At 42.1% G+C, this 15537-nt stretch carries 14 protein-coding genes and 1 pseudogene; 13 read left to right on the plus strand and 2 right to left on the minus strand.

Going from position 1 to position 15537, the window contains the following annotated elements; translation table 11 throughout:
- The first annotated feature begins 37 nt into the window (after positions 1–37).
- The 6 genes from ADH31_RS10250 to purB are packed head-to-tail and all read left to right on the plus strand — an operon-like array spanning position 38 to position 4292.
- Positions 38–154, plus strand: a complete 117-nt coding sequence (locus ADH31_RS10250; protein ID WP_080980075.1) for a phosphoribosylaminoimidazole carboxylase — start codon at positions 38–40, stop codon at positions 152–154.
- A 31-nt stretch (positions 155–185) separates the two neighbouring features.
- Positions 186–674 carry a 5-(carboxyamino)imidazole ribonucleotide mutase gene (gene purE, locus ADH31_RS05250; RefSeq protein WP_000805604.1) on the plus strand — a complete coding sequence of 163 codons (489 nt, stop codon included), beginning with the start codon at positions 186–188 and terminating at the stop codon, positions 672–674.
- Complete coding sequence (purK, locus tag ADH31_RS05255; protein WP_049509352.1) at positions 661–1752, plus strand: 5-(carboxyamino)imidazole ribonucleotide synthase; 1092 nt, start codon at positions 661–663, stop codon at positions 1750–1752. Before purE ends, purK begins: the two co-directional genes overlap by 14 nt.
- The gene (locus ADH31_RS05260; protein WP_049504611.1) at positions 1753–2703 is read left to right on the plus strand and encodes a ketopantoate reductase family protein; all 951 of its coding nucleotides are present in this window, start codon (positions 1753–1755) and stop codon (positions 2701–2703) included.
- A gap of 8 nt (positions 2704–2711) precedes the next feature.
- Positions 2712–2939 carry a hypothetical protein gene (locus ADH31_RS05265; RefSeq protein WP_049504613.1) on the plus strand — a complete coding sequence of 76 codons (228 nt, stop codon included), beginning with the start codon at positions 2712–2714 and terminating at the stop codon, positions 2937–2939.
- Positions 2940–2993: 54 nt separating this feature from the next.
- On the plus strand, positions 2994–4292 hold the full coding sequence (gene purB, locus ADH31_RS05270) for an adenylosuccinate lyase (RefSeq protein WP_049509354.1): 1299 nt from the start codon (positions 2994–2996) through the stop codon (positions 4290–4292).
- Positions 4293–4338: 46 nt separating this feature from the next.
- Here the strand turns inward: purB and strH are convergent, their stop codons facing one another.
- Both strH and ADH31_RS05280 read right to left on the minus strand, forming a co-directional pair.
- Complete coding sequence (gene strH / locus ADH31_RS05275) at positions 4339–8169, minus strand: LPXTG-anchored beta-N-acetylhexosaminidase StrH (RefSeq protein WP_049509356.1); 3831 nt, start codon at positions 8167–8169, stop codon at positions 4339–4341.
- A 269-nt stretch (positions 8170–8438) separates the two neighbouring features.
- On the minus strand, positions 8439–9155 hold the full coding sequence (locus ADH31_RS05280) for a GntR family transcriptional regulator (RefSeq protein ID WP_001007178.1): 717 nt from the start codon (positions 9153–9155) through the stop codon (positions 8439–8441).
- A gap of 325 nt (positions 9156–9480) precedes the next feature.
- Between ADH31_RS05280 and ADH31_RS05285 the strand changes: the two genes are divergently transcribed.
- The 7 genes and pseudogenes from ADH31_RS05285 to ADH31_RS05315 all read left to right on the plus strand — a co-directional run.
- Positions 9481–11268, plus strand: coding sequence for a glycoside hydrolase family 35 protein (locus ADH31_RS05285; RefSeq protein WP_049509358.1), 1788 nt, complete (start codon positions 9481–9483; stop codon positions 11266–11268).
- Positions 11265–11741 carry a PTS system mannose/fructose/N-acetylgalactosamine-transporter subunit IIB gene (locus tag ADH31_RS05290; RefSeq protein WP_045762519.1) on the plus strand — a complete coding sequence of 159 codons (477 nt, stop codon included), beginning with the start codon at positions 11265–11267 and terminating at the stop codon, positions 11739–11741. The genes ADH31_RS05285 and ADH31_RS05290 overlap by 4 nt, the downstream gene beginning before the upstream one ends.
- A gap of 26 nt (positions 11742–11767) precedes the next feature.
- A complete protein-coding gene (locus ADH31_RS05295) occupies positions 11768–12673 on the plus strand; it encodes a PTS mannose/fructose/sorbose/N-acetylgalactosamine transporter subunit IIC (RefSeq protein ID WP_049509361.1) in 906 nt (301 codons plus the stop codon).
- Positions 12660–13481, plus strand: coding sequence for a PTS system mannose/fructose/sorbose family transporter subunit IID (locus ADH31_RS05300; protein WP_049509363.1), 822 nt, complete (start codon positions 12660–12662; stop codon positions 13479–13481). The genes ADH31_RS05295 and ADH31_RS05300 overlap by 14 nt, the downstream gene beginning before the upstream one ends.
- Positions 13482–13484: 3 nt before the next feature.
- On the plus strand, positions 13485–13889 hold the full coding sequence (locus ADH31_RS05305) for a PTS sugar transporter subunit IIA (protein WP_080980076.1): 405 nt from the start codon (positions 13485–13487) through the stop codon (positions 13887–13889).
- Between the two features lie 118 nt (positions 13890–14007).
- Positions 14008–15174, plus strand: a complete 1167-nt coding sequence (locus tag ADH31_RS05310; RefSeq protein ID WP_049509365.1) for an SIS domain-containing protein — start codon at positions 14008–14010, stop codon at positions 15172–15174.
- Positions 15175–15184: 10 nt separating this feature from the next.
- Positions 15185–15537: pseudogene (locus ADH31_RS05315) on the plus strand (tagatose-bisphosphate aldolase); the annotation flags it as partial.

Raw genomic sequence — 15537 nt, forward strand, 5'->3', positions numbered from 1 at the left:
AGCATTAGCGAGCTGATATAGAGCAATCATCGCCGTTGTGAAAGAACGATTGGATTATAAGCCAATCGTTCAGGGAAATCGGAAGACCTTGGGCTTCCGATTTAGGCATGAGACACCTTTGGTGGCTGCTGCCGTCCCTCACAACCTAAGGTGATTGTCAAAAAAAGGAAGAAAAAGGATTAAAAATGAAACCAGTAATTTCCATCATCATGGGCTCAAAATCCGACTGGGCAACCATGCAAAAAACAGCAGAAGTCCTAGACCGCTTCGGTGTAGCCTACGAAAAGAAAGTTGTTTCCGCACACCGTACACCAGACCTCATGTTCAAACATGCCGAAGAAGCACGTAGCCGTGGCATCAAGGTCATCATCGCAGGTGCTGGTGGCGCTGCTCACTTGCCAGGGATGGTAGCAGCGAAAACAACCCTTCCAGTCATCGGTGTGCCCGTCAAGTCTCGTGCGCTTAGCGGTGTGGATTCTCTCTACTCTATCGTTCAGATGCCGGGAGGCGTACCAGTCGCAACTATGGCTATAGGTGAAGCAGGTGCGACCAACGCTGCTCTCTTTGCCCTCCGTCTCCTCTCAGTAGAGGACCAGGCTATTGCGACAGCTTTGGCTGATTTCGCAGAAGAACAAGGAAAAATCGCAGAGGAGTCTACAAATGAGCTCATCTAAAACAATCGGAATTATTGGTGGCGGTCAGCTTGGTCAGATGATGGCCATTTCTGCTATCTACATGGGTCACAAGGTTATCGCGTTGGATCCTGCAGTGGATTGTCCGGCCTCTCGCGTGGCGGAGATCATCGTGGCTCCTTATAATGATGTGGACGCTCTTCGTCAGTTGGCAGACCGATGTGATGTTCTCACTTATGAGTTTGAAAATGTGGATGCCGACGGTTTGGATGCCGTTATCAAGGATGGTCAGCTTCCACAAGGGACAGACCTACTCCGAATCTCTCAAAATCGAATCTTTGAGAAGGACTTTCTCTCAAACAAGGCCAAAGTCACCGTTGCACCTTACAAGGTTGTGACCTCAAGCCAAGACTTGGCAGATATTGATCTGTCGAAAAACTATGTCCTCAAGACCGCGACTGGTGGCTACGATGGGCATGGGCAAAAGGTCATTCGCTCGGAAGCAGACTTGGAAGAAGCCTATGCGCTAGCAGACTCAGCAGCCTGTGTTTTAGAAGAATTTGTCAACTTTGACCTTGAGATTTCTGTCATCGTGTCAGGTAATGGTAAGGACGTGACAGTTTTCCCAGTTCAGGAAAATATCCACCGCAACAACATTCTTTCAAAGACCATTGTGCCTGCTCGCATTCCAGCAAGCTTAGCAGAAAAAGCTAAAGTTATGGCAGTGCGAATTGCAGAACAGCTCAAGCTATCTGGAACGCTCTGTGTGGAAATGTTTGCGACTGCTGATGACATCATTGTCAATGAAATTGCGCCACGTCCACACAATTCTGGCCACTACTCGATTGAAGCCTGTGACTTCTCGCAGTTTGATACCCATATTCTCGGTGTTCTGGGAACACCATTGCCAGCTATCCACCTGCATGCCCCAGCCGTCATGCTCAATGTCCTCGGCCAGCATGTCGAGGCTGCTGAACAATATGTCACAGAAAATCCAAGCGCCCACCTCCACATGTATGGTAAAATAGAGGCAAAGCACAACCGCAAGATGGGACATGTGACTTTGTTTAGTGATGTGCCGGATAGTGTGGAAGAGTTTGGGAAAGGGATTGATTTTTAAGTGAAAATAGCGATTCTAGGACTCGGAGTGATCGGGACCACTTATGCCTACGCCTTTCAAAAAGCAGGCCATCAAGTGGAACACGTACTGAGAGATAGTAAGAAAAACAATGCACCGAAGGAGTTGTCAGTTGATCTGCTAGATGGTCGCTATCATTCCAAAGGTGAGAATAAGCATGATATCTATGAGGTTCATGTGGCGGAAGCTCATTCGGAATATGATTTTATTTTTCTCAGTGTGCGTCATGGGCTTGTCAAAGAAGCTGTGGAAACCTTGCGAAAAAACAATATCAAAGGCACCCTTGTTTTCTTCTGTAATTTCTGGGATACTCGAAAAGAGGTCCAAAAGTGGGCAGGGGATTACGACTATATTTTGGCCTTTCCGACAGCGGGTGGTCACATGCAGGAGAACCATTTGGATGGTGTCTTGTTCGACCATTTAATGCTAGAAGGTGAGCAAAAAGCACACATTTCTAACTATGCTGATCTGACGGCTTTACTAGTTTCTGCAGATTTGAAGTGGGAAGTGCCTCATGATATGGTCGAGTGGATTTGGATTCACATGGCGATTAACGCAGGTGTCACTTCGACAGCTGCTCGCTCAGGAAATTTGGAAAATCCAGAAGAACTGGCTTTGAACTTGATGAATAGTTCTTCTGAATTATCATTGGCCATCAAGGCCATTCGAGAGGCTTTGAAAGTCGTAGAAGCGCGTGGGGTAAATTTGAACCTTTATAAGGCAGAACTCTTACCTTACAAAATTCCGGCTTGGATAGCAGGTAAAGCCATGAAAGTCATGTTTGCGAAAAATGAGCTGACCCGAAAAATTATGACTTTGCACAATGATAAACAGGACATCTTTTATTGTTGTCAAAGTGTTTATCAGACCGGTCAGGAGTTAAATGTAAAGATGCCTATTCTGAAAGCAAATATGAAGTGTATTTCGATTTAGGTGGTTTTATGATACAACTCATTGTCAACGCATTTGTTGAAAAAGATAATACTGGAGCAGTCGTCGAAGTCTTGTATGCTAGTAGTGATCACGAAAAGGTGAAAGCTAAGTATGAAGAGCTAGTTGCTCAATATCCTGAAAACTATTTAGCCATCTATGATGTCCCACTGGATACGGATTTGAATACACTCAATCACTATCCATCTGTATGGATTGGGAAAGAAGAATTTGAATAAAGTGATTGCCGCTTGCTAACTGATGTGAAACATCAAAAGAAAGGAAAATTAAACATGATTGAACGTTACTCTCGCCCTGAGATGGCGAACATTTGGACTGAAGAAAATAAATACCGTGCTTGGCTTGAGGTGGAAATCTTGGCTGACGAGGCATGGGCTGAGTTGGGGGAAATCCCTAAGGAAGATGTGGCTTTGATTCGCGAGAAGGCGGACTTTGACATCGACCGTATTTTGGAGATTGAGCAGGTGACTCGTCACGATGTGGTGGCTTTCACACGTGCGGTTTCTGAGACGCTTGGTGAAGAGCGCAAGTGGGTTCACTATGGTTTGACTTCTACTGATGTGGTGGATACGGCCTACGGTTACCTCTATAAGCAGGCCAACGACATCATCCGTCGTGATCTTGAAAACTTCACCAACATCATCGCTGATAAGGCTAAGGAGCACAAGTTCACCATCATGATGGGTCGTACCCACGGTGTGCATGCTGAGCCTACAACTTTTGGTCTTAAATTAGCGACTTGGTACAGTGAAATGAAGCGTAACATCGAGCGTTTCGAGCATGCAGCTGCTGGTGTGGAAGCTGGTAAGATTTCTGGTGCGGTTGGTAACTTTGCCAACATCCCACCATTCGTTGAAAAATACGTCTGCGATAAATTGGGTATCCGTGCTCAAGAAATCTCTACACAGGTCCTTCCTCGTGACCTTCACGCTGAGTACTTTGCAGTTCTTGCCAGCATCGCAACTTCTATCGAGCGTATGGCAACGGAAATCCGTGGTCTTCAAAAATCTGAACAACGTGAAGTGGAAGAGTTCTTTGCTAAAGGTCAAAAAGGTTCTTCAGCAATGCCTCATAAACGTAACCCTATCGGTTCTGAGAACATGACGGGTCTTGCGCGTGTGATCCGTGGTCACATGGTAACAGCTTATGAAAACGTAGCCCTCTGGCACGAACGGGATATCTCTCACTCATCAGCTGAGCGTATCATCGCACCAGATACAACCATCTTGATTGACTACATGCTCAACCGTTTCGGAAATATTGTTAAGAACTTGACAGTCTTCCCAGAAAACATGATCCGCAACATGAACTCTACATTTGGTTTGATCTTCAGCCAACGTGCTATGCTTGCTTTGATTGAAAAAGGTATGACGCGTGAGCAAGCTTACGACCTTGTTCAACCAAAGACTGCTCAATCATGGGACAACCAAGTAGACTTCAAACCACTTCTTGAAGCAGATCCAGAAGTAACTTCACGTCTCACTCAAGAAGAAATTGACGAAATCTTCAACCCAACTTACTACACTAAACGAGTGGATGACATCTTCGAACGCATCGGTTTGGGTGACTAACAATAAAACAAAAAAGCGAGACTTTTGTCCCGCTTTTTATTTGTGCTTAATCTTTTTTCTTGCTAAGTCCATAAGCTGTGAGAGCAGTCATAAGACCAGTAGCAATCAACCATTCTGAACCTTGGCTTCCTGTTTCAGGAAGTTTATTATCTTTTGCTACAGGAGCTGGGCCTTGAGGAAGAGCTTTGTTTTCCTCAACAGGAACAGTTGCTGGAGCTGGTTCATTTGGAATATCTAATTTTGGTTTTTCTTCAGCGATAGCTGCTTGACCATGTTCATCACCGACATGAGTGACAGGGTTGCCAACTTCGATCACTTGAGCGACTGGTTCTTGAGCTACAACGCTAGTAACCAATGTTTTAACTTCAGATCCATCAGCAGCAGTAGTCACAGAGTAGAAATGGCTACGACGACCGTTGACACCTGCAGTTACTAGACGAGTTTGTCCCTTAGGTAGCGAAGGAGTCTCGCGAGTGATCGTTGTAAATGGAATTTCTTCGTCCTCGATCACAACACGTGGTTTTGCATCTGCAACAGGAGCTTGACCTTTTTCGTCTCCTACATGTGTTGTTAATGTTCCAACTTCGACAACTTGATTGACAGCTTCTTTCGTTACTTGATTTTCAAGAACTGTTTCTGTCTGCTTGCCATTTTCAGTCACAACTGAAAGATACTTAGTACGTTCTCCTTTGACACCAGCAGTGATGACTTTCTCTTGTCCTGCTGGAAGGTTAGGATTTTCTTTCTTAACGATCTCAAACGGAATTTCTTCTGTCTTAACAAGAAGCTCTGGTCGATTTTCAACTGTAGCAGCAGTTTCACTCTCATCGAGGCTTCCTGAGTGAGTGGCAGCTGGTTTAAGACCAAGTCTAGCAGCTTTGAGATTAGCTACAAGTGTATCTAACTCAGCTTGTTTATTACGATTGAGGTTGTAGTTAAGAGCGTCTTTAGCAACCTTGAGAGCGTCGAGACTTTCTGTGCTATATCCTTCTAAGTTTTCAGGGATTTGAGCAAGTTCTTCGCGTAGCGCTTTGTAGTTAGCACGGAAATAGTCCTTGTTGTGGTCTGCAAAAGCAGTCATGAGTTCAAAGATTTCTTCTTCCTTGTATTCTGCGCTTGGTCGATCAGCCCAGATAGCTAACATACTACCAACAGTAGGTAGGTCAACTTCAGGATATTTAGTTGATGCTAGTTGGTTAAATGGAGTTTTTTCAGTATTTTCAATAGCTTTCTTGAGGAAGCCACCACCATCTTCTGGTTTTTGACCGAGAATGTAGTACCAATCTCCATTCGTGTTAAGGAATTTATAGCCTTTGCTTGCTAGGTATTGAGGAGACGCAAGGTTGTAACCCCACCAGCCTTTAGACCAGTAAGAGATGATAACGTCTTTATCAAACTCAACATCATCCTTGTCTTCGTAGTAGAAGCCATCGTTAAAGGCCATTGGTTGAAGACCTTTTTCTTTAGCCATGGCAGCTAGACTATTAGAGTATTCAGCAAATTTGCCGTAGAGACCATACCACTTGAGGTAGTACCAACCTTGAGCATTGGTAGCGTCATTAGCATACTCATCTGTACCATAGTTAAAGATATTAGTCTTGCCTGCAAAGAAGTCCATGTACTTACCGATAAGGGCTTTTGTAAAGTTCATTGCTTCTTCGTTTTCAAGGTCCATAGTTGTTTTTGAAACCTTGTCAAAGTTAGCTTGAGGGTTTGCGATGCCTAATTTTTCCATAGCGACAAGCATAGCATCCATGTGACCTGGGCTATTGATAGCTGGGATTAGTCCAATACCTTTGTCCTTAGCATACTGGATAAGCTCAGTGATTTCAGCTTGGTTCAAAGTAGTTCCGTTAGGATCATCGTAGTAAGATTTTGTTCCTTCGATGATGGCCTTTTTCACATCGTCGCTTGCATAAGTCTTGCCGTTTGCTGAGATACTCATATCATCAAGTAGGAAGCGAAGTCCATCGTTTCCAAGGAGCAAGTGAAGGTCAGAGTAACCGAGTTCGCTGGCTTTATCTACGATGCGTTTAAGTTGGTCTAACGTGAAGTATTTACGTCCAGCATCGATAGAGATGACCTTGTTCTTAGCTAGTTTTTCAACTTCGCGTTTAGCGTCTTCTTCTTTTTGAGCTTCTGGAGTGAAGGTTAAGTTGCTAACAGCTTCTTGGAGTTTTGCGATCGCTTGATCAATAGTATCTTGTTGAGCACGGCTAAGGTTGCTATCGAGAGCACGGATGGCTTTTTCAGCTTCTTTAACGGCTGCAATACTTTCTTCTGTGTATCGAGTAAGGTCTGTTGGCACTTCTTTCAGAGCTTGTTCAGCAGACTCGTAATCAGCAGCGAAATATTCAGCATTTGAGTTTGCGAATTGACGCATGAGTTTGAATAGACGAGATGGAGAGTAGCGAGCAGATGGAGTATCAGCCCAAGCCGCTACCATACCACCGATAATAGGAACATCAGCTCCTTCTGTTTTTGGTACAGAAGTAATCGGTGTGCTCTTAATACCGTTCAATCCTTGATCGAGGTTGTACCAACCTTGCCCGTCAGCATTACGGCCGAGAACGTAGTACCAAGCATCGTTAGTATTGAGGATTTCGTGTCCTTTTTCAGCTAGTAATTTAGAAGAAGCGACATCGTAACCGCCCCAGCCACCAGTCCACATAGAGACGATGATGTCCTTGTCAAAGGTACCAAAACTTGTATCGCTATTATAGTAGATACCGTCATTGAAGGCCATAGGTTTTAGACCGTGAGATTTGACGATACGAGCTAGGTCATTAGCATAGGCGATGAATTTGTCATAGCCCTTGTCTGGGAATCCATCTTCTGGATACCATTTATAGGCTTGAAGAACGCTCCATCCTTTAGCATCCGTAGCATCGTTAGCGTACTCATCCAAACCGATGTTGAAGATTTCAGATTTACCAGCAAAGTAGCCTGCATACTTATCAATCAAAGCTTTTGTGAAGGCAACTGCTTTTTCATTGTCAAGGTCGACAGTACGTGCTGATTCTTTACCAAAATAGTTAAAGTTAGGCTTTTCAATACCCAGTTCTTTCATGGCATTGAGGATAGCATCCATGTGACCAGGACTGTTAACAGATGGGATAAGGCCGATACCTTTATCCTTAGCATAGTTAATCAAGTCGGTCATTTGACTTTCAGTTAGATGATTGCCGTTTGGATCGTTGTAGTAGGCGTTTGTTCCATTTTCAACAGCGCGTTTGACATCGTCGCTCGCATAAGTCTTGTCTCCTACAGTTAGGGACATATCATCTAGCATAAAGCGCAAGCCGTCATTTCCGACTAGGAGATGAAGATCAGTATAGCCATAGTGTTTGGCTTTGTCGATGATTTCTTTCAGTTGTTCAGGAGAGAAATATTTACGCCCTGCATCGATTGAAACGATTTTCTTTTTAGCTAGTTTTTCATTGACTTGAGCTGCTTTCTCTGTAGCGACTACAGGAGCTTCAACTTTAGCAACTTCTTTGTTTTCTGCCTTTTCTGGTTCTGGCTGCTTAGCTTCTTCAGTTACTTCTGGTTTTGCTGGAGTTTCTTCGGTTGTAACAGTTTTTTCTACAATAGGTGCAGGAGTAGCTTCAACTTTTGGTGCTTCAGTGTTTGTTACAGGTGTCACTGGAGCTGCAGGAGCTACGGCTTCTGGTGTAGGACTAGTTTCAAGTTTTTCTTCGCTGGCCTGTGGAGACGACTCTTCTGCGGCTTGGATAGTAGGTTGATTCTCTGTTGCAGTAGGTACGACTCCATCAGCGGCAACAGCTTGTGCATGAAAGGCAAAGCCGATCAAGACAGAAGCTGCTCCGATTGCGTATTTACGAATAGAGAAACGCTGTTTATTTTCTGGTTTCATTAAATAACCTCCTAATTTATTGTTTTGGTAGCGTTTTCACAAACTAATTCCATTGTATTATCTGAATCTAGTAAAGTCAAGTATTTTAATAAAATACCTATAAAAAATATAAGAAGTTATTTAATTTGAACTGCTTTTCAATTTTTGCTCTGTTTTTAGTAAAATTTCTCCAAATTATAGTTTAAAGTCATTTGATATTTCCTACTAAAAGCTGGCGTGCTATAATGAAAAACAGAAAAGCCTGAAACAATTGTCTCAGACTTTTAAGTTTAGTGATCGCGATCACATGAGATAAATTTAATCTTATAGAAATCAGAACGTTTGTAAGTTTCAATGTATTCCAACACTTGGCCGGTTGACTCAAGTTTAGTTGTCTTGGTTTGGAGAACAGTTGGGAATTGAGCGTCGATTCCTAGGATAGAAGCAGCATGTTCTGGAGTTGGAAATATAATTTCATTGATTTCTTCAAAATGCTCGTCATTCATGTGAATGTGGTAGTCCAATTTGAAACGATTATAGATAGAACTATAGTATTCAAGATTTGGATAGTTTGCATTGATGTATTGTTCAGGGATATAAGATGTGTGGTAGATATAAGTAACACCGTTAGATTCACGGATACGTTCGATTTTGTAATAAAATTGATCGCCACGCAATCCCAATTTTTCTAAGTAGTTAAGATCGTTACCGCGTTCAATGGAAAGAACAGTGACTTTATCGTCCTTGGTTTCAAAAATTTCTACATCAGAAAATTCTACGAGTTTGTGCTTGCGAGCGCGAGCCACAAAGGTTCCCTTTCCTTGTTGGCGGACAATATAACCGTCTTTAGCAAGGTCGTTTAAGGCGCGAACAACAGTGATCGAACTTACGTCATACATTGCAATCAATTCTGCTTCAGTGTAGAACTTGTCGCCACTTGCAAATTGACCTGAAATGATTTTGTTTTTCAATTCATCTTTGATATATTGATACTTTGGAATTGCCATATTTTTACCTCATTTTTTCCTTCTCCATCTTCGATTTTACCATAAATAGTTTGAAAATGATAGTAAATAATGTAAAAAAATAAAATAATATTCTAAGTGATTGACTTACATATTATTTACGGTTATAAACTCATACATTTATGCTATCTAGATCGAAAATATTTAAGAAAAAAATTTTTTTACAAGAATTTTAGAAAACAATTCAGTAAAAAAAAGAAAAATTTTAAATAATTTTCGAAAAATCTATTGACAAGATGGATTCATTAGTTTATCATTTAATATAACAACAAATGAAAGCGCAAACGGAAAAGTATGGGGTGGTAAAATGACAAGGTTTAAAATTGAGGATGATTTTTACCTAGATGGGGAACCATTCAAAATTTTATCTGGTGCCATTCATTATTTTAGAATTCCTGAAGAAGACTGGTATCATTCATTGTACAATCTCAAGGCTTTAGGTTTTAACACTGTTGAAACATATGTCGCTTGGAATTTACATGAACCAACTGAGGGAAACTTCAATTTTGAAGGCAATCTTGATATTGAAAAATTTCTTCAGACAGCTCAGGACTTAGGCTTGTATGCTATTGTTCGGCCATCTCCCTTTATCTGTGCAGAGTGGGAATTCGGTGGTTTACCAGCATGGCTTTTAAATAAAGACATGCGAATCCGTTCCTCTGATCCAGCCTTTATAGAAATGGTAGGACGCTACTATGATCATTTACTTCCACGTTTTGTTCCAAGATTGTTGGATAATGGTGGTAACATCCTCATGATGCAGGTTGAAAATGAGTACGGTTCATACGGTGAGGACAAAACCTACTTGCGTGAGATTCGTCGATTGATGGAAGAACGTTCAGTGACTTGTCCGCTCTTTACATCTGATGGTCCGTGGCGAGCAACTCTGAAAGCTGGTACCTTGATTGAAGATGATCTCTTTGTGACAGGGAACTTTGGTTCAAAAGCTAACTTTAACTTCTCGCAAATGCAAGAGTTCTTTGATGAGTATGGCAAGAAATGGCCACTCATGTGTATGGAATTCTGGGATGGATGGTTTAACCGATGGAAAGAACCAGTCATTACGCGTGAGCCAGAGGAGTTAGCAGAAGCCGTACATGAGGTACTGGAGCAAGGCTCTATCAACCTTTACATGTTCCACGGTGGAACCAACTTTGGTTTTATGAATGGTTGTTCAGCTCGAGGAACTATTGATTTACCACAAGTAACATCTTATGATTATGACGCTCTCCTTAATGAAGCTGGGAATCCAACTGCTAAATACATGGCAGTTAAGAAAATGATGGAGACTTACTATCCTGAGTATCCACAATTAGAACCGCTTTACAAAGAGAGCATGGAAGTTGAAAACATTCCACTGGTCGAGAAAGTTTCTCTATTTGAAACCTTGGATAGCCTAACAAGTCCAACTAAAAGTCTCTATCCTAAGAAAATGGAAGAGTTGGGACAAAGCTACGGTTATCTACTCTATCGTACAGAAGCTAGTTGGGATGCAGAAGAAGAACGTATCCGTATCATTGACGGTCGAGACAGAGCTCAGCTATTTGTAGATGGTAAATGGGTCGCAACTCAATACCAGACAGAAATTGGTGAGGACATCTTCTATCAAGGAGAAAAGAAAGCGCTCTCTCGATTTGATGTCTTGGTAGAAAATATGGGGCGTGTCAATTACGGGCATAAGTTCCTAGCAGATACACAACGAAAAGGGATTCGTACAGGTGTCTGCAAAGACCTACACTTCATGCTGAACTGGGAACACTATTCGCTTCCACTAGATAATCCTGAAAAGATTGATTTCTCAAAAGGATGGACAGAAGGACAACCTGCTTTTTACGCCTATGACTTTGAAGTTGAGGCTCCGAAGGACACCTACTTAGAACTATCTGAGTTTGGTAAAGGGATTGCCTATGTCAATGGCCATCATCTTGGACGTTTCTGGAATGTTGGTCCAACCTTATCGCTTTATATTCCGCACAGCTATCTCAAAGAAGGTGCTAACCGCATCATTATCTTTGAAACTGAAGGGGAATATAAAGATCACATACACTTAACTCGTAAACCTACACTAAAACATATAAAGGGGGAAAATTTATGACAATTGTAGGATGCCGTATCGATGGACGTTTGATCCACGGACAAGTAGCAAACCTTTGGTCTGCTAAACTTAATGTTTCACGTATCATGGTCGTTGACAATGAAGTTGTTAACAACGATGTTGAAAAGAGCGGCTTGAAACTTGCAACACCACCAGGTGTAAAACTTAGCATTTTGCCAGTTGAAAAAGCTGCAGCCAATATCCTTGCTGGAAAATATGATAGCCAACGTCTTTTGATTGTAGCACGCAAACCTGACCGTTTCCTCGGTTTGGTAGAAGCAGGCGTACCGCTTGAAACAGTCAATGTCGGCAACATGTCTCAAACACCAGAAACTCGTTCTATCACACGTTCAATCAACGTTGTAGATAAAGACGTAGAAGATTTTCACAAATTGGCGGAAAAAGGTGTTAAACTTACTGCTCAAATGGTTCCAAATGATCCAGTTTCAGACTTTTTGAGCTTATTAAAATAGGAAAAAATTTTTAGGAGGTCATTGTTATGATACAATGGTGGCAAATTTTACTTCTCACTTTGTACTCAGCTTATCAAATCTGTGATGAGTTGACGATCGTTTCTTCTGCAGGTTCCCCTGTATTCGCTGGTTTCATTACTGGTTTAATCATGGGAGATTTGACAACTGGTTTGTTTATCGGTGGTAGCTTGCAGTTGTTCGTACTTGGGGTAGGTACCTTTGGTGGTGCTTCTCGTATCGACGCAACTTCTGGTGCGGTTCTTGCGACTGCTTTCTCAGTTTCACAAGGTATCGAAACTGACCTTGCGATCACTACAATCGCTGTACCAGTAGCGGCACTTTTGACTTACTTCGACGTACTTGGTCGTATGACTACTACATTCTTCGCACACCGTATTGATGCTGCGATCGAACGCTTTGACTACAAAGGAATCGAACGTAACTACCTTCTTGGTGCGCTTCCATGGGCTGCTTCTCGTGCCCTTCCAGTATTCTTCGCTCTTGCTTTTGGTGGAGAATTCGTACAAGCAGTTGTAAACTTTGTTAAAGAATTCCAATGGGTTGCAGACGGTTTGACTCTTGCAGGTCGTATGCTTCCAGGTCTTGGATTCGCTATCTTGCTTCGTTACCTTCCAGTTAAACGTAACCTTCACTACCTTGCTATGGGATTCGGTTTGACAGCTATGTTGACTGTACTTTACTCATACGTAACAGGTCTTGGTGGAGCAGTTGCTGGTCTCATTGGCACTCTTCCTGCTGACGTTGCTGAAAAAATTGGCTTTGCCAACAACTTCAAAGGTTTGTCTATGATCGGTGTCTCTATCGTAGGTATCTTCCTTGCAGTTGTTCACTTCAAGAACAGCCAGAAAGTTGCTGTAGTAGCACCTTCTACACCATCAGAAAGTGGGGAAATTGAAGATGACGAATTCTAATTACAAATTAACAAAAGAAGATTTTAATCAAATTAACAAACGTAGCTTGTTCACTTTCCAATTGGGATGGAACTACGAACGTATGCAAGCATCAGGTTACCTTTACATGATCTTGCCACAATTGCGTAAAATGTATGGAGATGGAACTCCTGAGTTGAAAGAAATGATGAAAGTTCATACTCAATTCTTCAACACTTCACCATTCTTCCACACAATCATCGCTGGTTTTGACCTTGCCATGGAAGAAAAAGATGGCGTTGGCTCAAAAGATGCGGTTAACGGTATCAAGACTGGTTTGATGGGGCCATTCGCTCCTCTTGGAGATACTATCTTTGGTTCACTTGTACCTGCTATCATGGGATCTATCGCTGCAACAATGGCTATCGCTGGTCAACCTTGGGGTATCTTCCTTTGGATCGCAGTTGCAGTAGCGTATGACATCTTCCGTTGGAAACAATTGGAATTTGCATACAAAGAAGGGGTTAACCTTATCAACAACATGCAAAGCACTTTGACAGCTTTGATTGAAGCTGCATCTGTACTTGGTGTATTCATGATGGGTGCTCTTGTAGCAACAATGATCAACTTTGAAATTTCATACAAATTGCCAATCGGTGAAAAGATGATTGACTTCCAAGATATCTTGAACTCAATCTTCCCACGCTTGCTTCCAGCAATCTTCACAGCATTCATCTTCTGGTTGCTTGGTAAGAAAGGTATGAACTCAACTAAAGCAATCGGTATCATCATTGCTCTTGCAGTTGGACTTTCATTCATCGGTAAATTTGTACTTGGAATGGGCGCATAATTTATGACTAAATCATTGATTTTAGTGAGTCACGGTCGTTTCTGTGAAGAACTTAAAGGTAGCACAGAAATGATTATGGGTCCACAAGACAACATTCATGCGGTAGCTCTTCTTCCAGAAGATGGACCAGAAGATTTCACTGCGAAATTTGAAGCCGCTGTCGAAGGTTTGGATGATTTCCTAGTCTTTGCTGACCTCCTTGGTGGAACACCATGTAATGTGGTGAGCCGTCTGATTATGGAAGGTCGTGACATTGAGCTTTATGCAGGAATGAACCTTCCGATGGTCATTGAATTTATCAATGCAAGCCTAACAGGTATCGATGCGGACTATAAGAGTCGTGCTTCAGAAAGCATTGTCAAAGTTAATGATTTATTGGCAAGCTTCGACGACGATGAAGATGAATAAGATGTAATAACAGAAATACTGTTAGAACATATTTCATAGAATATAAATGGGAATGGGGCTTACTCCCATTCCCATATTTTAAATAAAAAACAATATAATAATAGATTAGAGGAACTCAATGCTAGATTATACAAAAGAAGATTTGCTTGAGTTGGGGGCAGAAATCACAACTCGCGAAATTTACCAACAACCAGACGTTTGGAAAGATGCTTTTGAAGCTTATCAAGCACGACGTGATGAAATTGCAGCCTTCTTGCAAGGAATTGCTGACAAACATGACTACATCAAAGTTATCCTGACTGGTGCTGGGACTTCTGCTTATGTAGGTGATACTCTGGTTCCTTACTTTAAGGAAGTGTATGATGAACGTAAATGGAATTTCAATGCTATCGCGACAACTGATATTGTAGCAAACCCACAAACTTATTTGAAAAAAGATGTGACAACTGTTTTGGTATCATTCGCGCGTAGCGGGAACTCACCTGAGAGTGTGGCAACAGTTGACTTGGCCAAGGCTTTGGTTGATGAGCTTTATCAAGTGACCATCACATGTGCAGCTGAAGGGAAATTGGCTCTCCAAGCGCATGGTGATGACCGCAACCTCTTGCTCTTGCAACCAGCTGCTTCTAACGATGCTGGCTTTGCCATGACTTCAAGCTTCACTTCAATGATGTTGACAGCGCTCTTGGTATTTGATCCGACAGACTTTGCTGTTAAAGCTGAACGTTTCGACGTGCTATCTAGTTTAGCTCGCAAAGTTCTTGACAATGTGGCAGATGTCAAAGAGTTGGTTGACCTAGACTTTAACCGAGTGATTTATCTAGGTGCGGGCCCATTCTTCGGACTTGCTCACGAAGCCCAGCTTAAAATTTTGGAATTGACTGCTGGTCAAGTCGCGACTATGTATGAAAGTCCAGTTGGCTTCCGTCACGGTCCAAAATCTCTTATCAACGAAGATACAGTCGTTTTGGTATTTGGTACTACAACAGATTACACTCGTAAGTATGACTTAGACTTGGTTCGTGAAGTTGCTGGCGACCAAATTGCTCGTCGAGTTGTTCTCTTGAGTGATCAAGCCTTTGGACTTGAAAATGTGAAGGAAGTAGCACTTGGATGCGGTGGGGTTCTGAATGATGTTTACCGTCTCTTCCCTTACATCGTTTATGGTCAGTTATTTGCTCTCTTGACTTCACTTAAAGTTGGTAACAGACCAGATACACCATCACCTACAGGTACAGTTAACCGTGTCGTTCAAGGTGTCATTATTCACGAATTTGAAAAATAAGGAAGAATCTATGAGTAAATTAACATTAAGCCCAAATAAACTTGCTTGTATGCAAAAACTCTCTGATGAGAATGGTATCATCTCAGCTCTCGCCTTTGACCAACGTGGTGCTTTGAAACGCCTCATGGCTCAATACCAAACAGAAGAGCCAACAGTTGCTCAAATGGAAGAACTTAAAGTATTGGTAGCGGATGAATTGACAAAATACGCTTCATCTATGCTTCTTGACCCTGAGTACGGACTTCCAGCTACAAAAGCTCTTGATCCAAAAGCTGGTCTTCTCCTTGCTTATGAAAAAACAGGTTACGACACAACAAGTACAAAACGTTTGCCAGACTGCTTGGATGTTTGGTCTGCAAAACG

The sequence above is a fragment of the Streptococcus pseudopneumoniae genome (assembly GCF_001072375.1).
Classification (GTDB): domain Bacteria; phylum Bacillota; class Bacilli; order Lactobacillales; family Streptococcaceae; genus Streptococcus; species Streptococcus pseudopneumoniae_L.

Coding starts and splice junctions, on each gene's coding strand:
- purE (WP_000805604.1), top strand. CDS start 186: ATGAAACCAGTAATTTCCATCATCATGGGCTCAAAATCCGACTGGGCA.
- purK (WP_049509352.1), top strand. CDS start 661: ATGAGCTCATCTAAAACAATCGGAATTATTGGTGGCGGTCAGCTTGGT.
- ADH31_RS05265 (WP_049504613.1), top strand. CDS start 2,712: ATGATACAACTCATTGTCAACGCATTTGTTGAAAAAGATAATACTGGA.
- purB (WP_049509354.1), top strand. CDS start 2,994: ATGATTGAACGTTACTCTCGCCCTGAGATGGCGAACATTTGGACTGAA.
- strH (WP_049509356.1), bottom strand. CDS start 8,169: ATGAAACCAGAAAATAAACAGCGTTTCTCTATTCGTAAATACGCAATC.
- ADH31_RS05280 (WP_001007178.1), bottom strand. CDS start 9,155: ATGGCAATTCCAAAGTATCAATATATCAAAGATGAATTGAAAAACAAA.
- ADH31_RS05285 (WP_049509358.1), top strand. CDS start 9,481: ATGACAAGGTTTAAAATTGAGGATGATTTTTACCTAGATGGGGAACCA.
- ADH31_RS05290 (WP_045762519.1), top strand. CDS start 11,265: ATGACAATTGTAGGATGCCGTATCGATGGACGTTTGATCCACGGACAA.
- ADH31_RS05295 (WP_049509361.1), top strand. CDS start 11,768: ATGATACAATGGTGGCAAATTTTACTTCTCACTTTGTACTCAGCTTAT.
- ADH31_RS05300 (WP_049509363.1), top strand. CDS start 12,660: ATGACGAATTCTAATTACAAATTAACAAAAGAAGATTTTAATCAAATT.
- ADH31_RS05305 (WP_080980076.1), top strand. CDS start 13,485: ATGACTAAATCATTGATTTTAGTGAGTCACGGTCGTTTCTGTGAAGAA.
- ADH31_RS05310 (WP_049509365.1), top strand. CDS start 14,008: ATGCTAGATTATACAAAAGAAGATTTGCTTGAGTTGGGGGCAGAAATC.